Source organism: Zobellella sp. An-6, assembly GCF_052487945.1.
Map to the genome: position 1 here is coordinate 896244 of NZ_CP199259.1, position 24807 is coordinate 921050.

A 24807-nucleotide genomic window follows, 5' to 3' on the forward strand; every position below is an offset into this window, starting at 1 on the left:
ACGAGAACCACGCCGTGCTCACCCTGTTGCTTGAACGCATGACTTCCTGCTCCCGCCGGCAGCTGGCCGGCGGGCTGATCCTGGTCGCCATGACGCTGGTGGCCGCCGGGCTGCTGGGGATGCCGGTGGCGCGGACCTGGGCCGGGGCGGGGTACTGGATGGCGGCGGCCCTGCTGTGGCCGGCGCTGGCCCGACGCAATCGCATCCAGGCGCTGCTGTTGCTGGCCATCGGCGGCCTGTGCCTGGCCTGGAGTGCCGGGCTGGGCACGGCCGTGGAGGTGGAGCGCATCGTGACCAGCAACAGCGGCCTGCTGTCGATGCTGGTGGCGGTGAGCTTTCTGGGGCTGGTGAGCCGGCCCGCTACCGAAGGCGACGAGCGGCTGCCCCGGGGGCGGCGGGCGGTGGCTTCCACCCTGGGGGCGGTGCATCTGTTCGGCTCCGTCATCAACCTGTCGTCGGTGTTCATCATCGGTGATCGCCTGGCTCGGCGGGGCACGCTCAGCCGGGAGCAGGCCATAGTGCTGATCCGGGGCTTTACCGCCGCCGCCTTCTGGTCGCCTTTCTTCGCCGCCATGGCGGTGGCGCTGAGCGTGGCGCCCGGGGCGGATCTGGCCCGCCTCTGGCTGGTGAGCATGCCGCTGGCCCTGCTGGCCATGGCGCTCACCTTCTGGCAGCTGTGCCGGCAGGGGGGAGAGCGGGCCTCGGTACGGGAGTTCAGGGGCTATCCGTTGCATGCGGGCAGCCTGGTGCTGCCGGCCCTGCTGGCGTCATGCGTGCTGCTGTTGCACGAATTACGGCCGGCGTTGTCGATTCTGGCGGTGATCACCCTGCTGGCGCCGGCACTCAGCCTGGCGGTGGTGGTGGCCGGCCGGCGCTCGCCGCTGGCGGCGCTGGGGCAACTGGTGAACGGCCGGCTGCCGCAGATGGGCAACGAACTGGCGCTGTTTCTCGCCGCCGGCGTGCTGGGCTACGGCCTGGAAAGCCTGATCGCCGCCTGGGGCGGCACCCTGCCGCTCGCGAGCTTCGGGGCGCTGGAGGCGAGCCTGACCTACCTGGCCACGGTGCTGTTGTCGCTGCTGGGCATTCACCCGATCATCTGCATCGCGCTGGCGGGCTCGGTGCTGGCGCCGCTGTCGCCCGACCATACCCTGCTGGCGCTGGTGTTTCTGTCGTCCTGGGCGGTGGGCACCTCCACCGGGCCCTTGTCCGGCATCAATCTGGCGTTTCAGGGCCGCTACGGGCTGGACTCGTTTCGCATCATGCGCTGGAATCTGGGCTATCTGGGGCTGATGTCGGTGCTGGTGGTACTGGCCATCTGGCTGCTGGCCGCCCTGCTCGGGGTGGACTGAAACTGGCGGACAGGTGGAGCCGCATTGACGGCCGTGATGGCGGCAAGGTGGGATAGGCGCCGCTCCGGTCGTCTACCCCACTCCAAGGATTACCATCCAAGTGAACGCATGCACATGAAATAGGTGTTATGGCTCCGCTTGCCGGAGTGGGCATTGCTCAGGGCCGTGGGCTGAGGGGCCTGAATCATGGCCGCCTGATTGCAGCGCTGGCTATCGGCCAGGAGCCGCTGCTCGTTGGTCTCTATTAAAGCCTGCCGGGGTGTGCAGCCGGTTATCAACAGCACGGCCAGGCCGATGGCAAGGTAGCGTTCCATGGCACAGTTCCTTCTGGTTACCATTTCTTTCAGTGTAGCCAGTTTGAGGTGGCCGCGCCGGAGACTTTGGGAGTGCCGGGGCGGCGTGGGCAACGGGATGGAAAAGCACTCGCTATGGGGCTGGCGGTGTATGAACCAAGGAGGCGGCCCGCATGGTCGGGACCTGGCCCTCGTCGAGAGGGACTGAGCCCATGAGGACCAGGACGGTGCAAGGTATCGCATGGGGTATTGCATCAAGCAAAAAAGGCGTTCACCGCTCAGGTAAAACGCCTCTAGTATCAATAGCTTGTTATTAAGCTATCAGTTCATGCCGTATTACCACAGAACAGGATTCGCGGCCTTTCACTGTGTTTCATGTGGTGTCTGTTAAGTGGTTGATACTTAATGTGTTAGTGTGTTTTTTTGATTCTTTTTGTTTCTCTGTGTTTCCATAAATTCCCCCTTGATACTAAGATATGTGCGCTACACGGTGCGCTACACAAGTCGGGGGCGGCATGGCGAAAAACAAGCTTAATGACAACAAGATAAAGCGGTTGCTCAGGTCTCCGCCCGATAAGGATCAGTGGGTTTCTGACGGAGAGGGGCTGAGCGGCAAGCTCACCAAGCGCGGCACCCTGGCCTGGTACTTCCGTTATCGGCTGGGAGGCAGGGGCACCAAGGAAGATAAACTTCCCCTTGGGAGTTATCCCGGGCTGTCCCTGGCTGCCGCCCGCAAGCTGCGCGACCAGTGCCGGGAGTGGCTGGCCAACAACGAGGATCCCCGCTTCAAGCTCAATGCTACCGCCCAGGAAGCGTTGAAGCCGGTCACGGTACGGGATGCCCTGGAATACTGGCTGGACAACTACGCCGCCCACAACCGCGCTAACCACGACAAGCACCGGCGCCAGCTCGAGGTCCACATCTTCCCCCAGATCGGCAAGCTGCCGCTCAACCTGGCCGACCGCCGCCAGTGGCTCACCGCCTTGGAGCGGATCAGCCATAACGGTTCCCCGGTGGCCGCCGGCTATGTGCTGCAAATGTGCAAGCAGGCGCTGCGCTACTGCGACCGCCGCGGCTACGCCACCAGCACCGCTCTGGAAGGGCTGACGATACCGGACGTGGGCAAGAAGCAGGGCAAGCGGGACCGGGTGCTCACCGATGCCGAGCTGGGCGGCCTGTGGCGCTGGCTCGATAACAACGGCGTCCAGCCCTATTACCGGGATTTGCTCAGGCTGATCACCGCGTTCTGTGCCCGCACCCAGGAGATCAGGCTTTCAACCTGGGCTGAATGGGATCTGGAGGCCCGGCTGTGGACGGTACCCGAGGCGAACAGCAAGACCGGCACCCGCATTATCCGACCCATACCCGAACGGGTGATCCCCTGGCTGGAAGAAATGCGCCGCTCCAATGATGGCCCCTACCTGCTGGGCCAGCTCAAGAAGCCCGAGGCCGTGAGCCAGCAGGGCCGTACCTTTTACAAGCGGCTGAAGCACCGGGAGCCCTGGACGTTGCACAACTTGCGGCACACCTTCATCACCAAAAACGCCGACCTGGGCGCCCCGCCCCATGTGGTGGAGCTGCTGGCCGGCCATGAACTGGGCGGCGTGTTCGCCGTGTACAACCGCAGCCAGTACCTGCCGGAAAAGCTGGAGGTGCTGAACCGCTGGCTTGACCGCCTGGAGCTGCTGGCCGAGGCGCCGGACAACGTGATCCCGGCTTCATTCAACCGCACCGCATAACCGAGTTTGCCGGGAATAGGGGGACGCCCCGAAAAGCTGGTGAACCCTGCCAGCCTGTCCCGGCACCTTTTTCAGGGCCGCAGAGGTAGCGATAACATGTCAAAGCTGTTCCAGCTCAAGAAATGGCTGACCGTACCAGAGGCCGCCGACAGGCTTAGTAGCTCTTTTGGTGAGAAGGTGACTGAGGCGGATGTGCTCAGACTGGCATTGGATGGCCATCTTATCTTATCCGTATCTTTTCCAAACAAAGCGGTGTCTAAAAAGAGAGCGGAGGTCGACGAGGATTACTCTAATCTGGTTGCCAGGCTTCTCATGGGAGAGCTGAGGAAAGAGGCTGCTAGCTTATGTGATCCTCTTATGCTTGATATCTTGGTTGAGCATTTTAAGATGAGTGCTCATGTCGCAGATTTTATTATTAAAAATAATTTCACGGATCTTATCTCACACTATAAATATACCGCGGTTGTGAGTTTGGGCGAGGGTGGCGAGGTTTTTGATCTTCCTCTGATCGGAGCTGAACGGCTTGATGTTGAGCACCGCTATCAGATGCTGACAGGTGGCCCCGAGATTACCTTGCACTGTTTGGAGGGGGTCTTTGTTATAGATGCTGGGGGTGATTACTACCAGTTGCAAGATCGGTTCAGTGATCTTCCCAGTGACAAGCTCCCCAGTTTTGAGCGGCCAAAGCCTTTTAGCGAAAGGGATTACTACCCTGCCGCGACATTGCCGGAAGATGCCTTGTGGGTGGTGCGCACTGAGGCCCTGCTGGATCTTGAAAGGCGCATTCTGCAAGGGGAAGAAACGGACTCTCCAGCAGGTAAAAGCCAGACCAAGCCGCTTATCAATGAAGACCGTTGGTTTGATGTGCTGGGCGTGATGGCCATCCTGCTCTACGAGAACACCGATGATCCCCGGATGAGGAAGGGCGAGAACAACATCAACATGGCGGGCATCAAAGGGGCCGTCATCGACAAGGCCCAGAAGCTGGGATTGAGCGGCGAGCGCCTGGAGAGCCTGAACAAGGACATTTCCGCCGCCCTCAAAATCCTGCAGTACCCGCCACCGAAGAACTGAATTCTTGTCAGCCAAGAATATTCTTGGCACCTGACAAGAATCCCCCACCGACAAAGCACAGAATCCCCCCTGTAACAACAAGCAACCCACAGGGGGATTTATGAACACCGAGAATCAGGATCGCCTACTGAATGCCAAGCAAGTGCAAACCCTGGTATCCGCCAGCCGGGTATCAATCTGGCGCTGGGAGAAAGCCGGCAAGTTTCCAAAAAGCGTAAAGCTGGGCGGCGTGACCCGCTGGCGCGAGTCGGATATTCAAAAATGGATTTCCGGCCTGAAGGCCGCATAAGGGGGGCGCCGCATGACCGACAGCAAAAAGGGCCTGAACTCCGCACAAGTCCAAGCCCTTCAACACAGCAGCATAACGCTCGGTAATGGTAGCACCGGCACCGAACGGGAGCCAGTGAGCAGCCCGGCAACAATTCGGGAGCGGGTTGCCTTGTTCCTGGCCGAGTCTCCGGAGGGCGTTACCGTGCTCAGTATGCTGAACCATAGCGGGGCCACGTCCAGCAGGAATATACCGTCGCTGCTTGAGCGTGAACTGGGGATTAAACTGGATGCGGGCCAGGATGCCAACGGCACCAACGAAGGGCGACATAACCGCTGGCGGATTCAGACCCGGGCCGATTGCCTCAAGGTGCTGGCGGATGTAAACCGCCAGCGGCGAAAGCGCAATGCGCCGCCCTTGTCGCCGGAACGAATGACCCGCATCGCCGGCCGGTACCCTGATTTATCCACCATCACTGCAGCTAGCACTGCGGCCACCGCCAGCGCCTGACCCGGAGCTTTCCCCATGATTCGCTATTCCCACGAGGGGGCATTGTGTCCCCCGGTTTCCCTGTGTATCATCGCCAGTGCTGGCTTAAGCAACCAGCAAGGCAGGCGGATTAAGCACCCGCAGGCTGTGACTCACATAGGACAATCTGAACCCCATTCCCCCACGGCGGCCAATCATGGCGGCCGTGACTTCCCTGTTTCGGGGGCATGGGTCGGGAGCCAAAGAAAACGCCCCCGCTGTGCTTTCCTATGTGAGCACTGCTTTGCGGCTACCCGATCCGCCTATGTCGCATTGCACATAGGAACCATCATCATGATCTACACCTTTCTGATCGTTGCCCAAGGCCGCAAGCTGGCCGAGCTTTCCCGCATTCGCACCATTTCCGCCTATGGCCGCACCGAAGCGGAGGCCCGCGCTCACCTGGCCGGCCTGCCGCTGGTGTTTGCCGGTCGCCGCCCTGCCGGGCTGGAGGTGGCAGCATGAGCCGTTTGATCACCATCCCGAAAAACACCCCTGTCGAGGTCGCCAAGGGCGAGATTTCGCGCAACAACGAGCGCCTGGCCAGCCTGGGCCATGGTGTGAAGGCGATCGGAGAACTGCTGTTTACTGTCGCCGATGCGGGCGAACTTGGAAAAGAGACCGCCGCCCGTGTCGGCTACCTGCTGGACGAGCTTGGGGGAGTGATCAGCGACACGCTGAACATGAACACGATGCTGTCTATCCATATCGAAGCCGCAGAGCAGGAGGGCCGGAAATGAAGCCCTTCACCGAGTTTTGCCAACACCACCAACTCAATCCCACCACCCAGGACGGCCAGGAGCAATACGCCGAATACCAGCGCCAGCTTGAGCTGTTCCGCGCTGCCGCCGAGGGCTCCCGCCGACCGCTCGAGTTTATCATCTGCTGTACCACGATAGAGGGTGACTTTCATGGCTACGGGCCTTTCCTGGCCTACGGCAAAAGCCAAGACGAGATCGTCACTGAGGCCAGCGCCGCCTTGGCCGGCTCCGCTTACGTCGACAAGGCCGTTCACTTTACCACCCGCCTTGATGATGACGGCGAGGTGATCCCGCCGCTCGAGGGTGACCGAGTGCCGAAGGTCTGGCTTGGTGCCCAGAGCTTGCGCGGCGCCTGGCAGGAAGGGGGCGGCGAATGAGCGAGCACCCGCATTACGCCCAAGGGGCTTTCATCATCGAGCTGACGGTGTTCAACCGCTGGCCGTTCCGGCTGGGCCCCTTCCATACCGGCGCCAGCGAAGGCGAGCTTGTGGCAGAGCTGGCGGCCCTGCTCGATGGGCTGCCCTGCCGGCTGGATGGCCTGGACTACTACGACCACACCGAAGTGCCGCAGGCTGAGTACCTGGTGCCTTGGCGGGGCCGGGATACCCTGCTGGCGCACGGGCTGAGGGCCAAGCCATGGGGCGAGCCCTTTGTGCCTGCCGATCTGCCGCTGCTGCGCGGCCTGCTGGCTCATCGTTACCATGAACATTACCGGGGTGTTCTCCCTGGCGAACGGGTCGGGCTACCCATGGACCCCGACGCCTTGCGGCAGGCCATGCGGGATCATATTGAAGGGACCATGGTGGCGGCCCTGGGCCGGGAGCAGGGCGAACAGCAGGCCCTTGCCCTGTACCTGGGTATGATGGGGGCGAGCGGCCTTTCTCCAGTAGCGTTGGAAGTGCTGGATGCGCTGCTGACGGAGCTGGCCGAGACCGCGCAGGGTCATCTACCCGCTATCGAGTCGGGCCGGCCCCGAGCCGTTTTGCACTGAGGGGGTCGGATGAACGCACAGCGTAAAGCCAGGCTGAACCAGTATGCCCTGGACTTTGGTCCCCGGGAGCATGTCCGGCTGATCCACGGTGCTCCTGGCGCCAAGGCGAGCCATATCGCCATTGCCGTGAACGGCGAGTGTTGGCGGGAGTTCAGCCATCCGCCGGTGCTGGCGCCTGATGAAGCTGAGCGGCTGGCCGCCATCGGCGCCGCGGATGTGTACCTGGGCCAGAACGGGATCGCCCCCTTCCGCCGGCGCAGCGTGGCCAACATCACCCACCTGAACGCCTGCTTTGTGGATCTGGACACCTACCAGATTCCGGCCCTGGTCGGGCTGAGCTACCGGGAGCGGTTACAGGCCGTGCTGGAGAATGCGGGGGATTTACCCTTGCCGACCCTGGCCGCCGACAGTGGCCGGGGCATCTACCTGATATGGGCGCTTAAGGCGCCCTTTTTCATCGGTACCGACAAGGGCAAAGGCAGCGCCCAGGCCGAGCTGAGAACCAAGATCCTTGGCCGCTGGCAACGGGTGGAGGATCTGCTTATCCGGCGGCTGGCGGACTTTGGCGCCGATCCCAAGGCACGGGACGCCGCCCGGGTGCTGCGACTGGCCGGCAGTGTGAACCAGCGCAACGGCCACCAGGTGAGTTATGCGCAGATGGCGCAGCCTGTAGACTTCGCCGAGCTGGAGCGGCCCTTGCTCCGGTGGTACGAACGCACTTACCCGGCCCCGGTGAAGCGGGCCCCGGGCGAGCGCCGGCAGCGAGAGGGAGACCGGCAGAGCGTGAGGCAGTTGCTCAATGCCCGCACCCTGGCCGCCGCCCGAATGGAGGATCTGAAAACCCTGGCGGCCCTGCGGGAAGGGCTGAGTGATCACCGGGCCCGGGCCCTGTTTGCCTTTGCCCAGGCCGCCGCCGACTTCTGCCACGACGAGCGGACGCTACTCAGGGAGTGCCAGCAGTACGCCGCCGAATGCTTCAACGACCCGCACGGCAAGTATGCTCTCGAGCGGCTGCCGGTGCGGCTGGGCGCCCTGCTGGCGCGGTTTCGGGAGAGCGTGGGGCACCCGGCCAGCAGCAGGCAGAACCAGCGTTACCGGCTGACCAATGCCCGCATTATCGACGACCTGGCCATTACCGAGCAGGAGCAGGCCCACATGCTGACCCTGATCGGCAAGCCGGAGAAACTTTTACGGCACGCCAAACGAATGGAGAAGCGCAGAAGAAGCCAGGGTATCAGGGCTGCCGCCCAGTATCAGCAGGAGCGCCAGCGCACCCAGGTGGAACGCCGGCAGCGAGCGCGGGAGCTGGCCGCCCAGGGCTTGAGCCGGCAGCAAGTGGCCGAGCGGCTGGGGGTCAGTAAGCGAACCATTCAGATGATACTGAACGCGCAACCCTGAGGAAGGACATGATGTGTTCCTTTACATGATGGTTGTTGCCCAAGGGGGGTGAAATGATGTGTGCTCTTATATGTTTATATACCAGCCCTTTGTCATTAAGGGGATTCCCAAGGGGTGACAGCAAAATTGGTCGCCGGCGGCGAAATTTGGGCGAAAGGCCAGCAATGACCGCGGCGCCTCACTACCGGCACCGCGTGCCGGGCGGCTTGGCCGGCAACGCCGACCAGCGCAGCCGGGAGCCACAGGCAAGAAAAAGCCCTGACGCTGGGCAGGCTTCAGGGCTTTGGCCGTGTGGACTGGGTTCACGGGCTGAGTCGCAGCATAACAGCCATGGCCGCCCGGGTGAATCCCATGTCGGCGCCTGTTGTTACCATGTAGGTTATAAACTACAATTCACGCCATGAAGGTGATCGAATCAAGCAAGTTCCGGCAGTGGCTGAAGAAGCTGAAGGACGATACCGGCAGGGCCCGGGTGGTGTCCCGGATCAACCGGCTGGCTGCCGGCCTGGCCGGCGACGTGGCCCCGGTGGGGCAGGGCGTCAGCGAACTGCGCATTCACTACGGGCCGGGCTACCGGGTTTACTACTACCAGCAGGGTGAGGTGCTGGTGTTGCTGCTGTGCGGTGGCGACAAGGGCAGTCAGCGCCGGGATATTGATACCGCTCACCAGTTGTTGAAGGAATGGAGGGAACAGCACCATGGCTGAAGCATTCACCGAGTTCGACCCCGCCGAGTACCTGAGCAGCCCGGAGGCCATCGCCGAGTTTATCGCCGATGCGCTGGAGACCGGGGACGCCGCCTATATCTCCAAGGCGATCGGCATTGCCGCCCGCGCCAGGGGCATGAGCGAGCTGGCCAGGGAAACCGGCCTGTCCCGCGAGCAGCTTTACCGGAGCTTCAGTGAGCGGGGCAATCCGACCCTGAGGACCATCATGGCGGTGACCAAGGCGCTGGGTGTGGACATTACCGCCCGGGCTCATGTTGAGCAGCATTGACCACGCCATGAAGCCCAAACGGCAATTGCCCGCCGGCGAGAAAATCCCCAGGCTGTTGACCCTTGATGAGATCGAGGCTCTGCGGCAGGACAAGCGACGCCGGCACAAGGCGAACGTGGAAATGCTGAAGACCATGGACTTGTCCCGGTTGATGCCTGATAACGAAAAGCCGGCTGGCTGAGAGATGGGTTCTTCATTATGTGAAGGAAAACCCCGGCAATCACCAGTCCAGAGGGCTGCAATTGCCCAAGGAGGGTGACCGTCGAGGTCTTGAGCAAAGAATACTAAGCGATATCGGTGCCGGCAACACGATGTAATGCCTTGGGGAACAAGCAAAAGCCCCCGGAGTGCTACACGTCACCAGGCTACAATTGCCTCCGGAGGTAGCAGAACAGGGGCTTCCGAGGGAATTGTAGTTCCTTGATAGGGGATGGACAACGCCAATCAACCTCACCCCCTCAAACTGGAGTACCCCCCTAAAACGGGGGTAAAAAACACCCCCAAGTCGGGGGTTATTTGCCAAAACGGCCCCAAACCGGGGTCGCTTACCGGTTCTGTGTGGATGTACAGTACTTGCTGCTGCTCCCTTGGCTGGCCCCATCTGCCGGCCCTTCCCGCCGAGCCGTCGAACGCCGCCCCTTTATTACTCAGCCAACGGCTGGGTTAAAACTCCAGCAGTCTTCCCGCCGAGCCGTCGAACGCCGCCCCTTTATTACGAAACTTTCGTAATATCCGGCACCAGCTTCACCGCTGAAATCCCAGCGATGGCCACCCCCTGATTTGTCAGGCATGCCGCCGAATTGAAACCGCTGGATTCAAATGATGATATAATCACCACATTGAAACCATCAGATTCAAACCCACATGGCCAGACCCAGCACCACCACACCAGAGCAGCGCCAGCAAATCATCGAGCTGAAGCGCCGCCATTCCTTCACCGAGGTCGCCGAGCTGCTTGGCCTGCCCATTGGCACCGTGAAGACCATAGCCAGGCGCTCGGGCGCATTCAGCGACAACCCCAGGCATCGAGAGCTGTTTACCTTGCCGCCCCTGCAAGGCACCACAGCCACCAGCGTGGCCGCCGTGGCGCTGCCGGAGCAGCGAGCCGTGACCGGGGATAAGGAGCTGGACGCCGTGCTATGGCTGCGCGAGACCATCCAGAGCGGCAACCCGGCGCTGATTGACAAGGCGCTGTCCGCTGCCGAGCGCATCAAGACCCCGCCCAGGGAGCTGGAAAGCCGCTATGCCCAATACCTGCTCACCAGCACCGGCAACACCATGGCCGCCGCTTTCGGCTCCATCGGCTTTGCTGACCTGCGAGAGCTGGCCGAGCGCACCAGAGCGAAGGCCATCAACCAAGCCGAGGCCGCCGCCCGCTTTGGTGATGACCCGGACATGATGACCGAGGCCGACCGCTTCTGTATGCGCGTGATGAAAGGCGCAAGGGATGGCCAGCATGGCGGCATTGATGACGAAGACGCCGCCGCCCGGTTCCGCCAACACCCGGAGCTGATGCCGCACACCCTGGAAGACTGTCTTCACGAGCTGGCCTTCTGGCATGACCTGTACCGGCTGCGCCATGCGGCGACTGACTGGGAGGGACCGGAAGAAGCGCATGCCCGCGAGCACTTCACCGTGTCGTTACTGGCCGAAATCCGCCCCCGCCACAAGGCCGAAGCCAAGGCGGTACTGCGGTATCTGCTCGAGCGTGACCGCAAGGACAGCCAGCACTTTGATGTCACCCTCGAGAACCTGCTAAGCCTGTGATCGTGGGCCATGGCCACACAAGCCCGAGTCTTTACAGATCCTGTAAAGCCTTCACAAGCACGGTAAAGCTTTGCTCCCCAGGACGGGGGAGCACTCCCCGAAACGGGTAAACCTTGTGGAGCGCAAACCGCCGCCCAGGCTCCCCAAGGCTGCCGCTCGAGTACCAAATTGGAACACGGGAAGGTGTACCAAAGCGGCACACAACCGGGCCGGGACCACTGCCGGGTTTTCGGCTGTGACACTGTCACCAAATCGGTGACACCCGGCAGCAACCCCGCTGTGTACCTGTTTCGGGTACTGTTTTTGTACCTATTTCGGGTACATCGGAGCGATCGCACATAGAAGGCTGACGCAGCAGGGAGGGCGAAATGCCCACCCTACCGAACGCCCCCTACTTGGGGAGTGGGCGGGGTATCGTTCCTGGAAACGAGCCCCCAGCACGCCAGCCAGAGCAGGGGGGATGGGACTATCCCGATATTCCCCGCGCGTAGGGGTGCCCCGGATCAGGGCCCCCTGGCCGGGCGACACATTGCCCGACACTTTACCCGACACATTCAACGCCAGCGCCGGCAAGGCCCAGGGTGGTAACACAACACATTACCCGACAGTTTACCCGACAGTTTACCCGACACTTCCAAGCCCAGGGCAGGCCGGGCTGGGGCCGTGATCGGTGACAGTTCACCCGACAGTTCGGGCGACAGTTCACAGGGAAGAAGGCGGAATATCTGTACCAGGCACTGCGCAAGCATAAGGTCAGACCAGTTTGGCGACATTGCGCAATCTGCTCCGACCAGTTAGATCGGCGAACACAGACGGCGGCGGATGGAGTGGGTGAAAGCCTTGCCAGCAAAGGGTTTGCTCCGCCTGCGCACTGCGCATCCAACTGCGCAGTTGCGCACAGTCAATGCGCAGCCAGTGCGCAACGCCAGCGGCCGGCAGCCAACACCCGTATTGCTTCGCCCCTCTCCCGGCGTTAGCCTGTCTCCATCATGGGATATTTGTCTATCACATGACCAACCAGCCCTGGCCTCACCGCCGGGGCTTTTTCGTTTCTGGCTGCAGGAGAAGAGATCGTGAGCAAGCAAGAAGACAGCGATGAGATTGCCTTGGCAGTCAACGAACTGATAACCGGCGGCCCTTTCGCCGTCAGCACCGGCAGCGGTATGACACGGGCCGAGTTCGATGACTACTTCAAGCGGCGGTTTCCCGAGCAATGGGCCGAGGGCCAACCGGCGCACACTCATATCAAAGACTATTCCACCCACATTCACTGAGAGGGTATCAACATGGCGGAAGGACTGGGTTCACTGGCCAACGGGTTCATTTCTGGTTTCCAGATGATGGACGGCTACCAACGGGGCAAGAAGGAAGATGCGCGGGCCGACAAGCTGATGGGGTTGCGCGAGCTGGAAAGCCAGCGCGACCACGACTACAAGCAATGGGACATGAAGCACACGGAAGGCAGGGCAAAGCGAAAGGATTTTGAGAGCGATAGAACCCATGATCAGGGGCTGAGGCAATTTGCCGCCGATCAGGATTACCGCAAGCGCACGCTTTCTTTGCAACAGCAGCAGGAGGCTCGCTTGGCCAGGGCGCAGCAGTTTGAGGTTGAGCAGGTGGAACGGCAGCGGTTTCAGGAAGAGCACACGCCACTGTTCTCGGTGATTTATGAGAAAGCCGCCGCCGGCCAGCCGCTGACGGATGATGAAATGCGAATTGCCACCGACCCCCGCGCTGGCAAGTTCAACATCGGCCTGTACAACAGCGAGGCACTGCAGGCCGGGCAAACCGCACTGCGCGAGCTGAATGGCATTATCAAGCAAGGGGCAGCCGGTGAACTGGGTGCCATGAAGCCCCAGGCGTTACACCAGCGCATCAACAGCCCCGAGATCACCAGTGCCATGAAGGTGATCACCAGAGGGGACGCCAGCAAGGTGGAGGGCAAGATCGACCCGACCACCGGCAAGCTGATCACCAGCGCAGAGTTCAGCGATTTCATGCCACTGCCGCCGGGGGAGGACGGCGTGCCGCGCTTCGCCATCAACCTGGCGGTCACCTATGACGACGGCACTACCGAACGCAAGCCGGTCACCGAAGGCCGCAGCCCTGACCAGAAGGACCCCATCAAGCACTTCACCATTCCCACGCTGGGCAATTACCTGGGGCAGCATACCTACCTTAGCCAGGCGGTAGTGAATAGCGGTATTCAGGAGAAACTGGGCTTCACCGAAGGGCCGGACCACAAAGGCTACAAAGGCGCCGCCAAGGATTATCTGCTGGAGACGGAGAAAGCGGCCACCAAAATGCTCGGGTCCAGCTCCTACCAGAACATGTCACCAGAGCAACAGGAGGCCGCGCTGAAGCAGGTAACCGACCGGCGCGACGAAGGGCTGAGCAGAATTCAGACGCTCTATGGCATGGGCAGCAAAGGCGGCGATCGGGGCGATCAACTGACAGCATGGGCAAACAATAACCCTGATCAGCGTGGCTGGCTGCCTATCCTTGCCGGCCCCAAGGGGTCGGCGGAGGACAAGGCCGCACTGCAAAGCGGCGATCCAGCGCAGGTGGAGAAGCGGATTGCCTTTTATATGAAAAAGGCGGAAGAGGATCAGGCCAATAAGATAGTGGCCAGCATCAAGGAGAAGGCCGGGCAGCGGGGGCAAGGATGGACCGGGGCAACCCCATCTTTGGGCTCGGCGCCTGACCTGAGGGAGGCCATGGAAATTCCTCCTGGTGATGTACGGACCACAGAAAAGGAGTTTATCAACGCAGTAGCCCGTCCGTATCTCAACAACGCCACCCCCGGCAACCAGCCGGCGGATCAAGGGCGGTTAGCGGACGCTTGGCGTAACGCTTACCCCTCGATCAACCGCTGACGAAGTAGGCGGCCAGCGCGGCCGCCCACTACTGCCTGGCGGTCACGGTTGATATCGGCATGGCTGAATATAAATAGTGTCACCCGGGGAGGTGCTGAGCTTGGAAGGTAATTTGTTATGTAGGCGGCACAGATCCTTTTTGGTGCTGATGCCCGCAACAACAAAGCTATCTTGTACCCATTCGCCATCCTTGAGGTATCGAATGGATATTTTTCTTCCGGACGCAACTCGACGAGGTATCTCCACGTCATAATATTTACCGGAAGAGAAAATTAGGTAATTGGTTACAACTTCCATCCTTCCATGCCCCGGTGTAGACGCTGAGCTCGCCCATTCATCTGCGTTGCCTATACTCGAGTAGGCCCCCGCCAATCCCACCGCCAAAAGTCCATACATCAATATTTTCATTGTCATATCCCATCATCTCAACAGACCAACTCAGTCCCTGTGCTTGCCATCTGAGTTTATCGCCAGAGCGGCAGAGAACAAGCAAGAACCGGAGTTAAAGAAGGCCAGGTCTACCTATCTGCAACGGTGTGGCGGCGCCACCATGGTCAAGAGTAGAGATGCTGGCCAGCGAGCGCCAGCGCCGAATAGGGCGCCGATTTGAGAAGCAGGTAGGGCAAGGGCTCAAGCAGGGGGCGGACACTTTGGGCGCCGATTTGTGGGCCCGCTGGCGCTGGTGATCAGAGGGCGATAAAGGGGGGCTGAAAGCGGGATGGGGCGTGGCAGGCTATACACTGCAGATAGGACACTTTGTGTCGTGCGCTACATGGTGCGCTACATTAGCAGAAAAGGCGCTCACCGTTTAGGTAAAGCGCCTTTCCTATCAATAACTTGTAGTCAAGCTATCAGTTCATGCCGTACTTTTTCAGCTTCTTGCGCAGGGTGCCGCGGTTGATGCCCATCATGTTGGCGGCGCGGGTCTGGTTGCCGCGGGTGTATTGCATGATCACGTCCAGCATGGGCGCTTCGACTTCGGCGAGGACCAACTCATACAGCTCGGTTACTTCCTGGCCGTTGAGTTGGGCCAGGTAATTGCGCAGGGCCTGTTCCACCGAGTTGCGCAGCGGGCGCTGGGTGGGCTGCTCGGAGGTCGGAGATTTAGTAGTAGTAACCAGTGCATCGGAAGTCGTAGTTTGTTCGAACATATCGGGTCTGCTCTTCTTTTGTTCGTTTAAGCTATATTCGCGAAATATCGCTCCAGAGCGTCGAGCTGCTGCCCGGCGGCCTCGAGAGCGTTGAAATCACTGCGAAAGTCACGGCCCGCGTCACTTTCCTGCAGGTACCACCCCACATGTTTCCGGGCGATCCGTACGCCCATCGCCTCACCGTAAAACTCGTGCAGTGCGGCAACATGTTCCCGGATCATGGCCCGCTCCTGGTCCTTGGGGAGCGGTGCGGGAGTGGTGCCCTGCTCAAGATAGTGGCGGATTTCTCTGAAAATCCATGGCCGCCCCTGGGCAGCCCGGCCAATCATGATGGCATCGGCGCCGGTGTAATCCAGTACAAAACGCGCCTTTTCCGGGCTGTCGATATCCCCGTTGGCGACAACGGGAATAGAGACGGCTTGTTTTATTGCCCTGATGGTGTCGTATTCCGCTTCCCCCTTGTACATGCAGGCGCGGGTGCGGCCATGCACGGCCAGGGCCTGGATGCCACAGTCTTCGGCGATGCGGGCAATCTGCACGCCGTTGCGGTGCTCCGGATCCCAGCCGGTACGTATCTTCAGGGTTACCGGAACCGCCACTGCCTCGACCACGGCGCTGACGATAGACTCGACCAAATCCGGGTACTGCAGCAGGGCGGAACCTGCCATCTTCTTGTTCACCTTCTTTGCCGGGCAGCCCATGTTGATGTCGATGATCTGCGCGCCCCGGTCCACATTGAACCGGGCCGCATCGGCCATCAACGCCGGGTCTGCGCCGGCAATCTGGACGGACCGGACACCCGTTTCCCCTTCATGATCCATACGCCGGCGAGACTTGTCGGAGTCCCGCAGCAGGGGATTGGACGACATCATTTCCGACACGGCCATGCCGGCGCCCATGCGCAGGCACAGGGTACGGAAGGGTCTGTCGGTCACTCCGGCCATCGGCGCCACCAGCAGCGGCGCGGACAATTTGTAAGGACCAATTTCCATGGGAACGGGGTTGTCTCGGCTCAGGGTCGCGTATCTTACGCATTTTTTGGGAAGCTGAAAAGGTCACAAATTAACCGGCGCGGATTTTTTTATAAGTCAAGATGCCCGGGCGTCTTTTGTGCGAAAAACCGGCGGATTCCAATCATCTGGATAGACCTCCCACCAGATGGGGCGAAATGAGCTAAAATGCCCATGCGCGCAGCTAGACGGCTGTTATTACAATGTTTTTTCGAACCGGGGGACTGTTGCTGGCCGTGGCGACCGCGCAAGCTCCATATGCAACCCCATTGCCTTTTGAGGCAGCCTGGCAGCAGCTGCTGGCCCGGCGACGGGAGCGGGTCACTCTGTTGGTGCTGCTGAGCTCCCTGCCGCTGGTGTTCGTGGCCGGTTTTATCTGGCCGGTGGAGGCCTTGTCGTCCTGGCTCGATACGCTGGCCCGGCTGGTGCCCAGCACCCAGGGCATCAAGGGCATGCTACGACTGAAGCCGTATCTACCCCCCGGCCAGCCCTGTGCCGGCCCCTTGGACGGTTGCCGCTTCTGGCTGGGCCCATGTCAATGAGGCCGTACGGCTCAGCGTTTGTGGCCGCTGAGCCGGGCCCATTCTTCCCGGAACACCGGCGCCTCCATGGCGAACCACTGTTCGTACACCCGGTTCAGGCCCTCGGCCTGGGTCTCCAGTATACCGGAGAGGGCCAGCCGGCCGCCGGGCCTGACCAGCGAGCTGATCAGCGGCGACAGCTCCTTGAGCGGCCCCGCCAGGATGTTGGCCACCACCAGATCGGCCTGCAGCCCCTCGGGTTGATCCTGGGGCAGATAGACGCTCAGCCGCTCGGCCACGCCGTTGCGCTCGGCGTTGTCCCGGCTGGCCTGCAGCGCCTGGGGGTCGATGTCGATGCCGATCACCTCTTTGGCGCCCAGCTTGAGCGCCGCCAGCGCCAGTATCCCCGAGCCGCAGCCGAAGTCGATCACCGTCTTGCCGGCCAGCTCCTGGCCGTCCAGCCACTCCAGGCAGAGGGCGGTGGTGGGATGGGTGCCGGTGCCGAAGGCCAGCCCCGGATCCAGCATGACGTTGACCGCATCCGGATCCGGCACCTCGCGCCAGCTCGGGCAGATCCACAGCCGCTGGCCGAAACGCATGGGGTGGAAGCTGTCCATCCACTCGCGTACCCAGTCCTTGTCTTCAAGCTGTTCGACCTTGTACACCAGATCCTTGCGATAGAACTTGCGCATAAAGTCGATCACCGGGGCCGGGTCGGTCTCGGCATCGAACAGGCCGATCACCACGGTATCGTCCCACAGCAGGGTTTCGCCGGGCAGGGGCTCGAACACCGGCTTGTCTTCGGCGTCCATGTAGGTGACGGCCTGGGCGCCGCGCCCCATCAGCATGTTGCTGACCTTGTCGGCGGTCTTTTCGGTGGCGTTGATGCGAATTTGTATCCAGGGCATGGCGTGGCTTCATGATGCTGTAAAGGGGCGATTCTACCATCGGTGTGGCCTGCTGTCCTGTCGGCAGGCAGACCTTACCTTGAGAATCGGGCCGTCCGAATCCGCCCCGGCCGTATCGTCGGCCGGGGTGCTTTTTTCACTGGCGGCCGAACAGCTCGCGCACCCTGTGCGGCGGCGGCGGGCTCAGCAATGAACCCAGTACATAGGCCAGGCCGGAGAGGGTCAGGCTCGGCACTATGGCGTGCAGCCCCAGGGGCTTGATGCCGAAATGCAGCAGCAGGCCGTAGCTCAGGGCACCGGTGACCATGGAAGCCAGGGCCCCGGTGGCGTTGCCGCGCCACCAGTAGAGTCCCAGCACCAGCGGCCAGAAGAAGATGGCCTGCAGCGCCCCGAAGGCCATCAGGTTGAGCCAGATGATCATGTCCGGCGGGCTCAGGGCCGCCCACAGCACGACCAGGCCCAGCCCCAGGGTCACCAGCCGGCTGGCGCGTTTGATGGCGGTGGGCGAAGGCGGGGTACGACACAGGTAGTTGAGGTAGAGATCCTTCACCAGGGTGGCCGACGCCTGGATCAGCTGGGAGTCGATGGTCGACATGATGGCGGCCATGGGACCGGCGAGGAAGAGCCCGGCCACCAGCGGCGGCAGCACCGCCAGCATCAGGGTCGGCATGACCTTGTCGGGCACGGTCAGCTCGGGCACCAGCACCCGGCCCAGGGCGCCGGCAAAATGCATGCCGAACATCAGTACGGCGCCCACCAGAGTCCCGATGATGATGCCCTTGTGCATGGCCGCGCTGTCCTTGTAGGCCAGGCAGCGCACCGCCGAATGGGGCAGGCCGATCACGCCGAAACACACCAGCACCCAGAACGACAGCATAAAGCTCATGCCGAGCACACCGTCCGGCCCCTGGGGACGGACCAGGCCCGGATCGATCTCGGCCAGCCCCGCAAACAGGGCCGACGCCCCGCCGCCGGCGTGCAGCACCCCGGCCAGCAGCACCAGGGTGCCGAGCAGCATCAGCACCCCCTGGACCGCATCGGTGATCACCACGGCGCGAAAACCGCCGATCAGGGTGTAGAGCAGCACCGTCGCCGCGAACAGCATCAGGCCGCCCTCGTAGGGCAGCCCGGTCACGGTTTCCAGCAGCCGGGCACCGCCGATAAACTGCACCACCATGGTGGCGACAAAGGCGGCGAGCAGGCCCATTCCCGCCAGCAGCACCACCAGCGGACTCCGGTAGCGGGCGAACAGCATGTCGTTGATGGTGAGGGCATTGACCCGGCGGGCGATATGGGCGAACTGCTTGCCCAGCACGCCCAGGGTGAGCCAGACCGTCGGCACCTGGATCATTGCTAGCAGCACCCAGCCCAGGCCCAGGCGGTAGGCCGCCCCCGGCCCGCCGATAAAGGAGGAGGCGGAGGCGTAGGTGGCCACCATGGTCATGGCCAGCACGAAGCCGCCCATGGATCTGTTGCCCAGGAAGTAGTCCTGCACGAAGCCGCCTTCCGGCGGACGACGGCCGAGCCAGAATCCCAGGCCCAGCATGGCGGCGAGATAAATGACCAGCGGGATCAGCAACTCAGGGTTCATGGCGGTCTCCCAGCTCAACCGGCCGGAACCCGCGGCGCACCATCAGGATGCACAGCAGCACGAACAACAGCGGATTGAACAGACAACTCAGCACAAACCACAGCGGCCAGCCGGCCAGGATGAGCCCGGGCGGCACCAGGTAGGCGGTAGCGGCCCAGCCGGCCAGGTACAGCAAGGCCAGCGTCACGCTCAGCACCGCTTCCCGGCGGGCGACATGGATGAGTTTGGTCATTTTGGGTCCCCTTTGCAGGGGGCGAAGGATAGCAGCCCGGTGTTTGCCGGATCAACCAGAGGGGGCGGCCGCGCTTTGTTCGCGGCCGCGGCCGCTATCTGGCCGGCGTCTCAGGCGAGAAAGCCTTCTCCCGCCGCGGCGACAAAGGCGATTTCCACCAGGTAGCCGGGGTTGGCCAGCTCCGCCTTGACGCAGGCTCGGCTGGGGGCGGTGCCGGGGGCGAACCAGGCGTCCCACACCTCGTTGAAGGCGGCCAGGTTGGCGAAGTCGGTGAGGTAGATGGTGGCGGACAAGAGCCGCGTCTTGTCGCTGCCGACCTTGGCCAGGGCCAGTTCGGCCTGGGCCAGCACCTGGGCGCTCTGCCCCCGGATATCGGCGTCGAGGTCGCCCTCCGGCACCTCGACGAAATGGGCGATGCCGTTGAACACGGTAATGTCGGACCAGCGCTGGCTGGGGTTGATGCGATGAATCTCCATGATATGACTCGTTCAGGTGGGCTTCGGCTGGATATTCTAACGGGAAAGGAAGAGCCAGGAAAAGGCAGCTGGAGCATGGGAGCCCAGGTATTGCTTCGAGAGCATGAAGAGATTGGGGGGCGATAGAAGTCGACCCAGTCGCAGACAACAACGGCGCCTTGCGGCGCCGTGGGCGAGGGACTCGAGGCCTCTCGGTTTACAGCCCCAGCTTTTTCTCGAGATAGTGGATGTTGGTTCCGCCGTTGCGGAAGTTCTCATCGCTCATGATCTCTTTGTGCAGCGGGATATTGGTCTTGATGCCCTCGATCACCAGCTCGTTGAGGGCGTGCTTCATGCGGGCGATGGCGATATCGCGGTTTTCGCCGTAGCAGATCAGCTTGCCGATCATGGAGTCGTAATAGGGCGGCACCCGGTAGCCGGCATAGATGTGCGAATCCCAGCGCACGCCCAGGCCACCCGGCGAGTGGAAGCGCTTGATCTCGCCCGGGCTCGGGATAAAGGTCTGTGGATCCTCGGCGTTGATCCGGCATTCGATGGCGTGACCACGCACCACCACCTGCTCCTGGGTGATGGACAGGGGCTGGCCGGCGGCAACGCGCAGCTGCTCCTTGATCAGATCCACACCGGTGATCATCTCGGTTACCGGGTGTTCCACCTGGATACGGGTGTTCATCTCGATGAAATAGAACTCGCCGTTTTCGTAGAGGAACTCGAAGGTACCGGCACCGCGGTAGCCGATGTCGACACAGGCCTTGCAGCAACGCTCGCCGATGAACTTGCGCATCTCGGCGGTAATGCCGGGGGCCGGGGCCTCTTCCACCACCTTCTGGTGGCGGCGCTGCATGGAGCAGTCGCGCTCGGCCAGGTGGATGGCGTTGCCCTGGCCGTCGGCCAGCACCTGGATCTCGATGTGACGCGGGTTTTCCAGGAATTTCTCCATGTACACCATGTCGTTGCCGAAGGCGGCACCGGCCTCGGCCTTGGTCATGGCGATGGCCTTTTCCAGCTCGTTTTCGGCGCGCACTACCCGCATGCCGCGGCCACCGCCGCCGCCGGCGGCCTTGATGATCACCGGGTAGCCGATGCGCTTGGCGATGGTGGCGTTCTTCTTGGCATCGTCACCGATGGGGCCGTCGGAGCCGGGCACACAGGGCACGCCCGCCTTCTTCATGGCCTCGATGGCGGATACCTTGTCGCCCATCAGGCGGATGGTATCGGCGCGGGGACCGATAAAGATGAAGCCGGACTTTTCCACCTGGTCGGCGAAGTCGGCGTTTTCCGCCAGAAAGCCGTAGCCCGGGTGGATGGCCACGGCGTCGGTCACCTCGGCGGCGGCAATGATGGAGGGCACGTTCAGGTATGACTGGTTGGCCTGGTTACCACCGATACAGATGGATTCATCGGCCAGCAGCACGTGCTTGAGTTCACGGTCCGCAGTGGAATGCACCGCCACCGTCTTGATCCCGAGCTCCTTGCAGGCGCGCAGGATCCTGAGGGCGATTTCACCGCGGTTGGCGATGACTACTTTATCCAGCATGGCAATTCCTTATTCGATGATGAACAGGGGCTCGTCGAACTCGACCGGCTGGCCGTTGTCGACCAGGATGGCCTTGAGCACGCCGGACTTGTCGGCTTCGATCTGGTTCATCATCTTCATGGCTTCAACGATGCACAGGGTGTCGCCGGCCTTGACGCTCTGGCCCACTTCCACGAAGTTCTTGGCGCCCGGGCTGGGAGCGCGGTAGAAGGTGCCCACCATGGGGGAGCGCATCACGTGACCGCTGATTTCCGGGGCGGCGGCTTCGGCCGGAGCGGCGGTGCCGGGATTGCCGGGGTTGGCGGCAGGGACGGCGGCCGGGGCCGGGGCGGCCTGCACATGATACTGGGGTACGGCCATGGCCGGCGCCGGGGCGCCGTAGCGGCTGATGCGAACGGACTCTTCCCCTTCGGAGATTTCCAGCTCGGCGATGCCGGATTCTTCAACCAGTTCGATCAGTTTCTTGATTTTACGAATATCCATGAGCGTTCTCTTTTTGTGTTGGTGCTGTGCAGAATCAACGACGGGCCAGGTAACGGGCCGCCGCTTCAAGGGCAAATTCGTAACCATCGGCACCCAGGCCGCAGATCACCCCCACCGCCTTGTCGGCCAGGTAGGAATGGTGGCGGAAAGGCTCGCGGGCGTGCACATTCGACAGGTGCACCTCGATAAAGGGGATCTTCACCCCCAGGAGGGCGTCGCGAATGGCCACGCTGGTGTGGGTGAAGGCGGCAGGGTTGATGATGATGAAATCCTGCCGGCCGAAGGCCTGGTGGATGGCGTCGATAAGCTGATATTCCGCATTGGATTGCAGGTGGCTGAGCTCGATATCGCGTTTGCCGGCCTGTTCGGTCAGGCGCGCCACGATATCGTTCAGGCTGTCCTGGCCGTAGATGCCGGGTTCACGCTGGCCCAGCAGGTTCAGGTTGGGACCGTTGAGCAGCAGAATTCGGAGTTTATCGGCCATTATGCAGCAATCCTCGTCAATCTTGCGGGTTACATATCGGGACACATGGAGCCTAGCCGGTTTTGGCCCTGATGGGCAACAAAAATCGTGCCGCTTGGCTCGGTGCGCCCAATTATAGTGATTTCGTGAAAATTGACAGCATTTTACTGGTCTAATGACCTGATAAAGTGTGAGGAAGGCGGGGGCCTCGGGCTCCTTTGGTCAGCTTTTGTCCGTTGGTCAAGGACATAAACGACAACGCCGCCCGAAGGCGGCGTGAATTAGCGGGGCCTGGCTCAGGCGACCCGGCCGCGTTCTTCGATCAGCCGGTCGACCACGCCCGGATCGGCCAGGGTGGAGGTATCGCCCAGGGAGTCGGTCTCGCCGGTGGCGATCTTGCGCAGGATACGACGCATGATCTTGCCGGAGCGGGTCTTGGGCAGGCCTTCGGCCCAGTGGATCACGTCCGGGGTGGCGATGGGGCCGATTTCCTTGCGCACCCAGTCCTTCACCTCCTTGTGCAGCTCGGCGGAGGGCACTTCGCCGGCATTGAGGGTGACATAGGCGTAGATGCCCTGGCCCTTGATCTCGTGGGGCACGCCGACCACGGCGGCCTCGGCGATCTTGGGATGGGCCACCAGGGCGGATTCGATTTCGGCGGTGCCCATGCGGTGGCCGGACACGTTGAGCACGTCGTCCACCCGGCCGGTGATCCAGTAGTAGCCGTCCTCGTCGCGGCGGGCGCCGTCACCGGTGAAGTAGGTACCGGGGAAGGTGGAAAAGTAGGTCTGCTCGAAACGGTCGTGATCGCCGAACACGGTACGCATCTGGCCCGGCCAGGAGTCCAGGATCACCAGGTTGCCGTCGGTGGCGCCTTGCAGCACCTGGCCTTCGCCATCCACCAGTGCCGGTTGTACCCCGAAGAAGGGGCGGGTGGCGGAGCCGGGCTTGAGATCGGTGGCGCCGGGCAGCGGGGTGATCAGGATGCCGCCGGTCTCTGTCTGCCACCAGGTGTCCACTATGGGGCAGCGCTCGTCGCCGATCACCCGGTAGTACCACTCCCAGGCCTCGGGGTTGATGGGCTCGCCCACCGAGCCCATGATGCGCAGGCTGGCACGGCTGGTGCCTTCCACCGCCTCATCGCCCTTGGCCATAAAGGCGCGGATGGCGGTGGGGGCGGTGTAGAGGATGTTGACCTGGTGCTTGTCGACGATTTGCGCCATGCGGTTGGTCTTGGGGTAGTTGGGCACGCCCTCGAACAGCAGGGTGGTGGCGCCGTTGGCCAGGGGACCGTAGAGCAGGTAGCTGTGGCCGGTGATCCAGCCCACGTCGGCGGTGCACCAGTAGATGTCGCCGTCGTGGTAGTCGAACACGTACTTGAAGGTCATGGCCGCATACACCAGGTAGCCGCCGGTGGTGTGCAGCACGCCCTTGGGGGTGCCGGTGGAGCCGGAGGTATAGAGGATGAACAGCGGGTCTTCGGCGTTCATTTCCGCCGGCGGACAGTCGGGGCTGGCGTCCTGGGCGGCTTCATGCCACCAGAGATCCCGGTGTTCGTGCCAGGCGATGTTGCCGCCGGTGCGGCGATAGACGATCACCTTCTTGACGCTGTCCACCTTGGGGTTGGCGAGGGCCTCGTCCACATTGGCCTTGAGCGCTACCCGACGGCCGCCGCGCAGGCCTTCGTCGGCGGTGATCACCACCTTGGCCCTGGAGTCGACGATGCGGCTGGCCAGGGCGTCGGGGGAGAAGCCTCCGAACACCACCGAATGCACGGCGCCGATGCGGGCGCAGGCCAGCATGGCCACGGCGGCCTCCACCACCATCGGCATATAGATGCTGACCACGTCGCCCTTGGCCACACCCTGGGCTTTCAACACGTTGGCGAAACGGCACACCTGTTCGTGCAGCTCGCGGTAAGTGACTCGCTTGTCTTCGTCGGGGCTGTCGCCTTCCCAGATGATGGCGACCTCGTCGGCCCGGCTGGCCAGGTGGCGGTCGATACAGTTGGCGGACAGGTTGAGGGTGCCGTCTTCAAACCACTTGATGCTGATATGGCCGGGATCGTAGGAGGTGTTCTTGACCTTGGTGTAGGGCTTGATCCAGTCGATTTGCTTGCCTTGTTCGCCCCAGAAGGCATCGGGATCCTCGATGGACTGGCGATACATGGCCTGGTAGCCGGCGTCGTCCAGCAGGGCGTGCTGGGCGATATGGGCCTTAACCGGATGAACCTTTACTTCACTCATTATTCCGCTCCTTGGGGCAATAACCATTGTGTAACAAGGTGACGCAGATGGTCGCCTGGCTCAATTAGACTTTCGGCTAGCGATGCAACACCCCCATCACAAGCCGGCAGTGATTTGTTGATGGTTTGTTTACCCCAGTATACGGCCTTG

General features: G+C 62.1%; 29 protein-coding genes. 17 read left to right on the forward strand and 12 right to left on the reverse strand.

The genetic code is table 11. The features are described from left to right. Positions 1-14: 14 nt before the first annotated feature. Positions 15-1349 carry a hypothetical protein gene (locus ACT7DK_RS04045; protein WP_445396567.1) on the forward strand — a complete coding sequence of 445 codons (1335 nt, stop codon included), beginning with the start codon at positions 15-17 and terminating at the stop codon, positions 1347-1349. 89 nt (positions 1350-1438) lie between these two features. Here the strand turns inward: ACT7DK_RS04045 and ACT7DK_RS04050 are convergent, their stop codons facing one another. Beyond that, complete coding sequence (locus ACT7DK_RS04050; RefSeq protein WP_445396569.1) at positions 1439-1663, reverse strand: hypothetical protein; 225 nt, start codon at positions 1661-1663, stop codon at positions 1439-1441. 494 nt (positions 1664-2157) lie between these two features. Here ACT7DK_RS04050 and ACT7DK_RS04055 point away from each other — a divergent pair, with 494 nt between their 5' ends. The 15 genes from ACT7DK_RS04055 (at position 2158) to ACT7DK_RS04125 (ending at position 14039) form a co-directional block, all read left to right on the forward strand. Beyond that, positions 2158-3381: a tyrosine-type recombinase/integrase gene (locus tag ACT7DK_RS04055; protein WP_445396571.1), complete on the forward strand. Its 1224-nt coding sequence runs from the start codon at positions 2158-2160 to the stop codon at positions 3379-3381. A 96-nt stretch (positions 3382-3477) separates the two neighbouring features. Then, a complete protein-coding gene (locus ACT7DK_RS04060; RefSeq protein ID WP_445396573.1) occupies positions 3478-4455 on the forward strand; it encodes a hypothetical protein in 978 nt (325 codons plus the stop codon). Between the two features lie 100 nt (positions 4456-4555). Then, positions 4556-4744 (forward strand): helix-turn-helix transcriptional regulator, encoded by a 189-nt coding sequence (locus ACT7DK_RS04065; protein WP_445396575.1) that lies wholly within the window; start codon positions 4556-4558, stop codon positions 4742-4744. Between the two features lie 12 nt (positions 4745-4756). Next, positions 4757-5233: a hypothetical protein gene (locus ACT7DK_RS04070; RefSeq protein ID WP_445396577.1), complete on the forward strand. Its 477-nt coding sequence runs from the start codon at positions 4757-4759 to the stop codon at positions 5231-5233. Positions 5234-5545: 312 nt separating this feature from the next. Next, complete coding sequence (locus ACT7DK_RS04075) at positions 5546-5716, forward strand: host cell division inhibitor Icd-like protein (protein WP_146137306.1); 171 nt, start codon at positions 5546-5548, stop codon at positions 5714-5716. Next, positions 5713-5991, forward strand: a complete 279-nt coding sequence (locus ACT7DK_RS04080; protein WP_445396579.1) for a hypothetical protein — start codon at positions 5713-5715, stop codon at positions 5989-5991. Before ACT7DK_RS04075 ends, ACT7DK_RS04080 begins: the two co-directional genes overlap by 4 nt. Further along, a complete protein-coding gene (locus tag ACT7DK_RS04085; protein WP_445396581.1) occupies positions 5988-6389 on the forward strand; it encodes a hypothetical protein in 402 nt (133 codons plus the stop codon). Before ACT7DK_RS04080 ends, ACT7DK_RS04085 begins: the two co-directional genes overlap by 4 nt. Next, on the forward strand, positions 6386-7003 hold the full coding sequence (locus ACT7DK_RS04090) for a hypothetical protein (RefSeq protein ID WP_445396583.1): 618 nt from the start codon (positions 6386-6388) through the stop codon (positions 7001-7003). The genes ACT7DK_RS04085 and ACT7DK_RS04090 overlap by 4 nt, the downstream gene beginning before the upstream one ends. Before the next feature lie 9 nt (positions 7004-7012). Next, a complete protein-coding gene (locus tag ACT7DK_RS04095) occupies positions 7013-8401 on the forward strand; it encodes a helix-turn-helix domain-containing protein (RefSeq protein ID WP_445396585.1) in 1389 nt (462 codons plus the stop codon). 400 nt (positions 8402-8801) lie between these two features. Beyond that, complete coding sequence (locus tag ACT7DK_RS04100) at positions 8802-9107, forward strand: type II toxin-antitoxin system RelE/ParE family toxin (RefSeq protein WP_445396587.1); 306 nt, start codon at positions 8802-8804, stop codon at positions 9105-9107. Next, positions 9100-9396, forward strand: a complete 297-nt coding sequence (locus ACT7DK_RS04105; RefSeq protein WP_202088272.1) for an addiction module antidote protein — start codon at positions 9100-9102, stop codon at positions 9394-9396. Before ACT7DK_RS04100 ends, ACT7DK_RS04105 begins: the two co-directional genes overlap by 8 nt. A gap of 7 nt (positions 9397-9403) precedes the next feature. After that, positions 9404-9577, forward strand: coding sequence for a hypothetical protein (locus ACT7DK_RS04110; RefSeq protein WP_445396589.1), 174 nt, complete (start codon positions 9404-9406; stop codon positions 9575-9577). 683 nt (positions 9578-10260) lie between these two features. Continuing rightward, positions 10261-11163 (forward strand): hypothetical protein, encoded by a 903-nt coding sequence (locus ACT7DK_RS04115; RefSeq protein ID WP_445396591.1) that lies wholly within the window; start codon positions 10261-10263, stop codon positions 11161-11163. A 1073-nt stretch (positions 11164-12236) separates the two neighbouring features. After that, complete coding sequence (locus ACT7DK_RS04120) at positions 12237-12437, forward strand: hypothetical protein (RefSeq protein ID WP_445396593.1); 201 nt, start codon at positions 12237-12239, stop codon at positions 12435-12437. Positions 12438-12449: 12 nt separating this feature from the next. After that, positions 12450-14039, forward strand: coding sequence for a hypothetical protein (locus ACT7DK_RS04125; protein ID WP_445396595.1), 1590 nt, complete (start codon positions 12450-12452; stop codon positions 14037-14039). 42 nt (positions 14040-14081) lie between these two features. Here ACT7DK_RS04125 and ACT7DK_RS04130 read toward each other — a convergent pair whose 3' ends face one another. From ACT7DK_RS04130 to dusB, 3 genes are all read right to left on the reverse strand, one after another. Next, the gene (locus ACT7DK_RS04130) at positions 14082-14447 is read right to left on the reverse strand and encodes a hypothetical protein (RefSeq protein WP_445396597.1); all 366 of its coding nucleotides are present in this window, start codon (positions 14445-14447) and stop codon (positions 14082-14084) included. 443 nt (positions 14448-14890) lie between these two features. Next, positions 14891-15190: a DNA-binding transcriptional regulator Fis gene (gene fis / locus ACT7DK_RS04135; RefSeq protein ID WP_094038614.1), complete on the reverse strand. Its 300-nt coding sequence runs from the start codon at positions 15188-15190 to the stop codon at positions 14891-14893. Between the two features lie 26 nt (positions 15191-15216). Further along, complete coding sequence (gene dusB, locus ACT7DK_RS04140) at positions 15217-16182, reverse strand: tRNA dihydrouridine synthase DusB (RefSeq protein WP_445396599.1); 966 nt, start codon at positions 16180-16182, stop codon at positions 15217-15219. A gap of 287 nt (positions 16183-16469) precedes the next feature. Between dusB and ACT7DK_RS04145 the strand changes: the two genes are divergently transcribed. Further along, positions 16470-16742: a hypothetical protein gene (locus ACT7DK_RS04145; RefSeq protein ID WP_445396601.1), complete on the forward strand. Its 273-nt coding sequence runs from the start codon at positions 16470-16472 to the stop codon at positions 16740-16742. Positions 16743-16753: 11 nt separating this feature from the next. On the opposite strand, the gene prmA is transcribed toward ACT7DK_RS04145, so the two are convergent. From prmA to acs, 8 genes are all read right to left on the reverse strand, one after another. Further along, positions 16754-17629 carry a 50S ribosomal protein L11 methyltransferase gene (gene prmA, locus ACT7DK_RS04150; protein ID WP_445396603.1) on the reverse strand — a complete coding sequence of 292 codons (876 nt, stop codon included), beginning with the start codon at positions 17627-17629 and terminating at the stop codon, positions 16754-16756. A 136-nt stretch (positions 17630-17765) separates the two neighbouring features. Beyond that, positions 17766-19220: a sodium/pantothenate symporter gene (gene panF, locus ACT7DK_RS04155; RefSeq protein WP_445396605.1), complete on the reverse strand. Its 1455-nt coding sequence runs from the start codon at positions 19218-19220 to the stop codon at positions 17766-17768. Continuing rightward, positions 19210-19452, reverse strand: coding sequence for a YhdT family protein (locus ACT7DK_RS04160; RefSeq protein WP_445396607.1), 243 nt, complete (start codon positions 19450-19452; stop codon positions 19210-19212). The genes panF and ACT7DK_RS04160 overlap by 11 nt, the downstream gene beginning before the upstream one ends. Before the next feature lie 110 nt (positions 19453-19562). Next, entirely contained in the window at positions 19563-19928 is a 366-nt protein-coding gene (locus ACT7DK_RS04165; protein ID WP_445396609.1) for a RidA family protein, read from the reverse strand. 196 nt (positions 19929-20124) lie between these two features. Further along, entirely contained in the window at positions 20125-21465 is a 1341-nt protein-coding gene (gene accC, locus ACT7DK_RS04170; RefSeq protein WP_445396611.1) for an acetyl-CoA carboxylase biotin carboxylase subunit, read from the reverse strand. A gap of 9 nt (positions 21466-21474) precedes the next feature. Further along, the gene (accB, locus tag ACT7DK_RS04175; protein WP_445396613.1) at positions 21475-21948 is read right to left on the reverse strand and encodes an acetyl-CoA carboxylase biotin carboxyl carrier protein; all 474 of its coding nucleotides are present in this window, start codon (positions 21946-21948) and stop codon (positions 21475-21477) included. Between the two features lie 34 nt (positions 21949-21982). Then, positions 21983-22432, reverse strand: coding sequence for a type II 3-dehydroquinate dehydratase (aroQ, locus tag ACT7DK_RS04180; protein ID WP_445396615.1), 450 nt, complete (start codon positions 22430-22432; stop codon positions 21983-21985). A gap of 275 nt (positions 22433-22707) precedes the next feature. Further along, positions 22708-24657 (reverse strand): acetate--CoA ligase, encoded by a 1950-nt coding sequence (gene acs / locus ACT7DK_RS04185; protein ID WP_445396617.1) that lies wholly within the window; start codon positions 24655-24657, stop codon positions 22708-22710. Between the last annotated feature and the right edge of the window lie 150 nt (positions 24658-24807).

Coding starts and splice junctions, on each gene's coding strand:
- ACT7DK_RS04055 (WP_445396571.1), top strand. CDS start 2,158: ATGGCGAAAAACAAGCTTAATGACAACAAGATAAAGCGGTTGCTCAGG.
- ACT7DK_RS04105 (WP_202088272.1), top strand. CDS start 9,100: ATGGCTGAAGCATTCACCGAGTTCGACCCCGCCGAGTACCTGAGCAGC.
- ACT7DK_RS04160 (WP_445396607.1), bottom strand. CDS start 19,452: ATGACCAAACTCATCCATGTCGCCCGCCGGGAAGCGGTGCTGAGCGTG.
- dusB (WP_445396599.1), bottom strand. CDS start 16,182: ATGGAAATTGGTCCTTACAAATTGTCCGCGCCGCTGCTGGTGGCGCCG.
- ACT7DK_RS04125 (WP_445396595.1), top strand. CDS start 12,450: ATGGCGGAAGGACTGGGTTCACTGGCCAACGGGTTCATTTCTGGTTTC.
- ACT7DK_RS04085 (WP_445396581.1), top strand. CDS start 5,988: ATGAAGCCCTTCACCGAGTTTTGCCAACACCACCAACTCAATCCCACC.
- accB (WP_445396613.1), bottom strand. CDS start 21,948: ATGGATATTCGTAAAATCAAGAAACTGATCGAACTGGTTGAAGAATCC.
- ACT7DK_RS04100 (WP_445396587.1), top strand. CDS start 8,802: ATGAAGGTGATCGAATCAAGCAAGTTCCGGCAGTGGCTGAAGAAGCTG.
- fis (WP_094038614.1), bottom strand. CDS start 15,190: ATGTTCGAACAAACTACGACTTCCGATGCACTGGTTACTACTACTAAA.
- ACT7DK_RS04065 (WP_445396575.1), top strand. CDS start 4,556: ATGAACACCGAGAATCAGGATCGCCTACTGAATGCCAAGCAAGTGCAA.
- ACT7DK_RS04070 (WP_445396577.1), top strand. CDS start 4,757: ATGACCGACAGCAAAAAGGGCCTGAACTCCGCACAAGTCCAAGCCCTT.
- ACT7DK_RS04110 (WP_445396589.1), top strand. CDS start 9,404: ATGAAGCCCAAACGGCAATTGCCCGCCGGCGAGAAAATCCCCAGGCTG.
- prmA (WP_445396603.1), bottom strand. CDS start 17,629: ATGCCCTGGATACAAATTCGCATCAACGCCACCGAAAAGACCGCCGAC.
- panF (WP_445396605.1), bottom strand. CDS start 19,220: ATGAACCCTGAGTTGCTGATCCCGCTGGTCATTTATCTCGCCGCCATG.
- accC (WP_445396611.1), bottom strand. CDS start 21,465: ATGCTGGATAAAGTAGTCATCGCCAACCGCGGTGAAATCGCCCTCAGG.
- ACT7DK_RS04080 (WP_445396579.1), top strand. CDS start 5,713: ATGAGCCGTTTGATCACCATCCCGAAAAACACCCCTGTCGAGGTCGCC.
- ACT7DK_RS04130 (WP_445396597.1), bottom strand. CDS start 14,447: ATGAAAATATTGATGTATGGACTTTTGGCGGTGGGATTGGCGGGGGCC.
- ACT7DK_RS04165 (WP_445396609.1), bottom strand. CDS start 19,928: ATGGAGATTCATCGCATCAACCCCAGCCAGCGCTGGTCCGACATTACC.
- ACT7DK_RS04095 (WP_445396585.1), top strand. CDS start 7,013: ATGAACGCACAGCGTAAAGCCAGGCTGAACCAGTATGCCCTGGACTTT.
- ACT7DK_RS04050 (WP_445396569.1), bottom strand. CDS start 1,663: ATGGAACGCTACCTTGCCATCGGCCTGGCCGTGCTGTTGATAACCGGC.
- ACT7DK_RS04090 (WP_445396583.1), top strand. CDS start 6,386: ATGAGCGAGCACCCGCATTACGCCCAAGGGGCTTTCATCATCGAGCTG.
- ACT7DK_RS04075 (WP_146137306.1), top strand. CDS start 5,546: ATGATCTACACCTTTCTGATCGTTGCCCAAGGCCGCAAGCTGGCCGAG.
- ACT7DK_RS04060 (WP_445396573.1), top strand. CDS start 3,478: ATGTCAAAGCTGTTCCAGCTCAAGAAATGGCTGACCGTACCAGAGGCC.
- acs (WP_445396617.1), bottom strand. CDS start 24,657: ATGAGTGAAGTAAAGGTTCATCCGGTTAAGGCCCATATCGCCCAGCAC.
- aroQ (WP_445396615.1), bottom strand. CDS start 22,432: ATGGCCGATAAACTCCGAATTCTGCTGCTCAACGGTCCCAACCTGAAC.
- ACT7DK_RS04115 (WP_445396591.1), top strand. CDS start 10,261: ATGGCCAGACCCAGCACCACCACACCAGAGCAGCGCCAGCAAATCATC.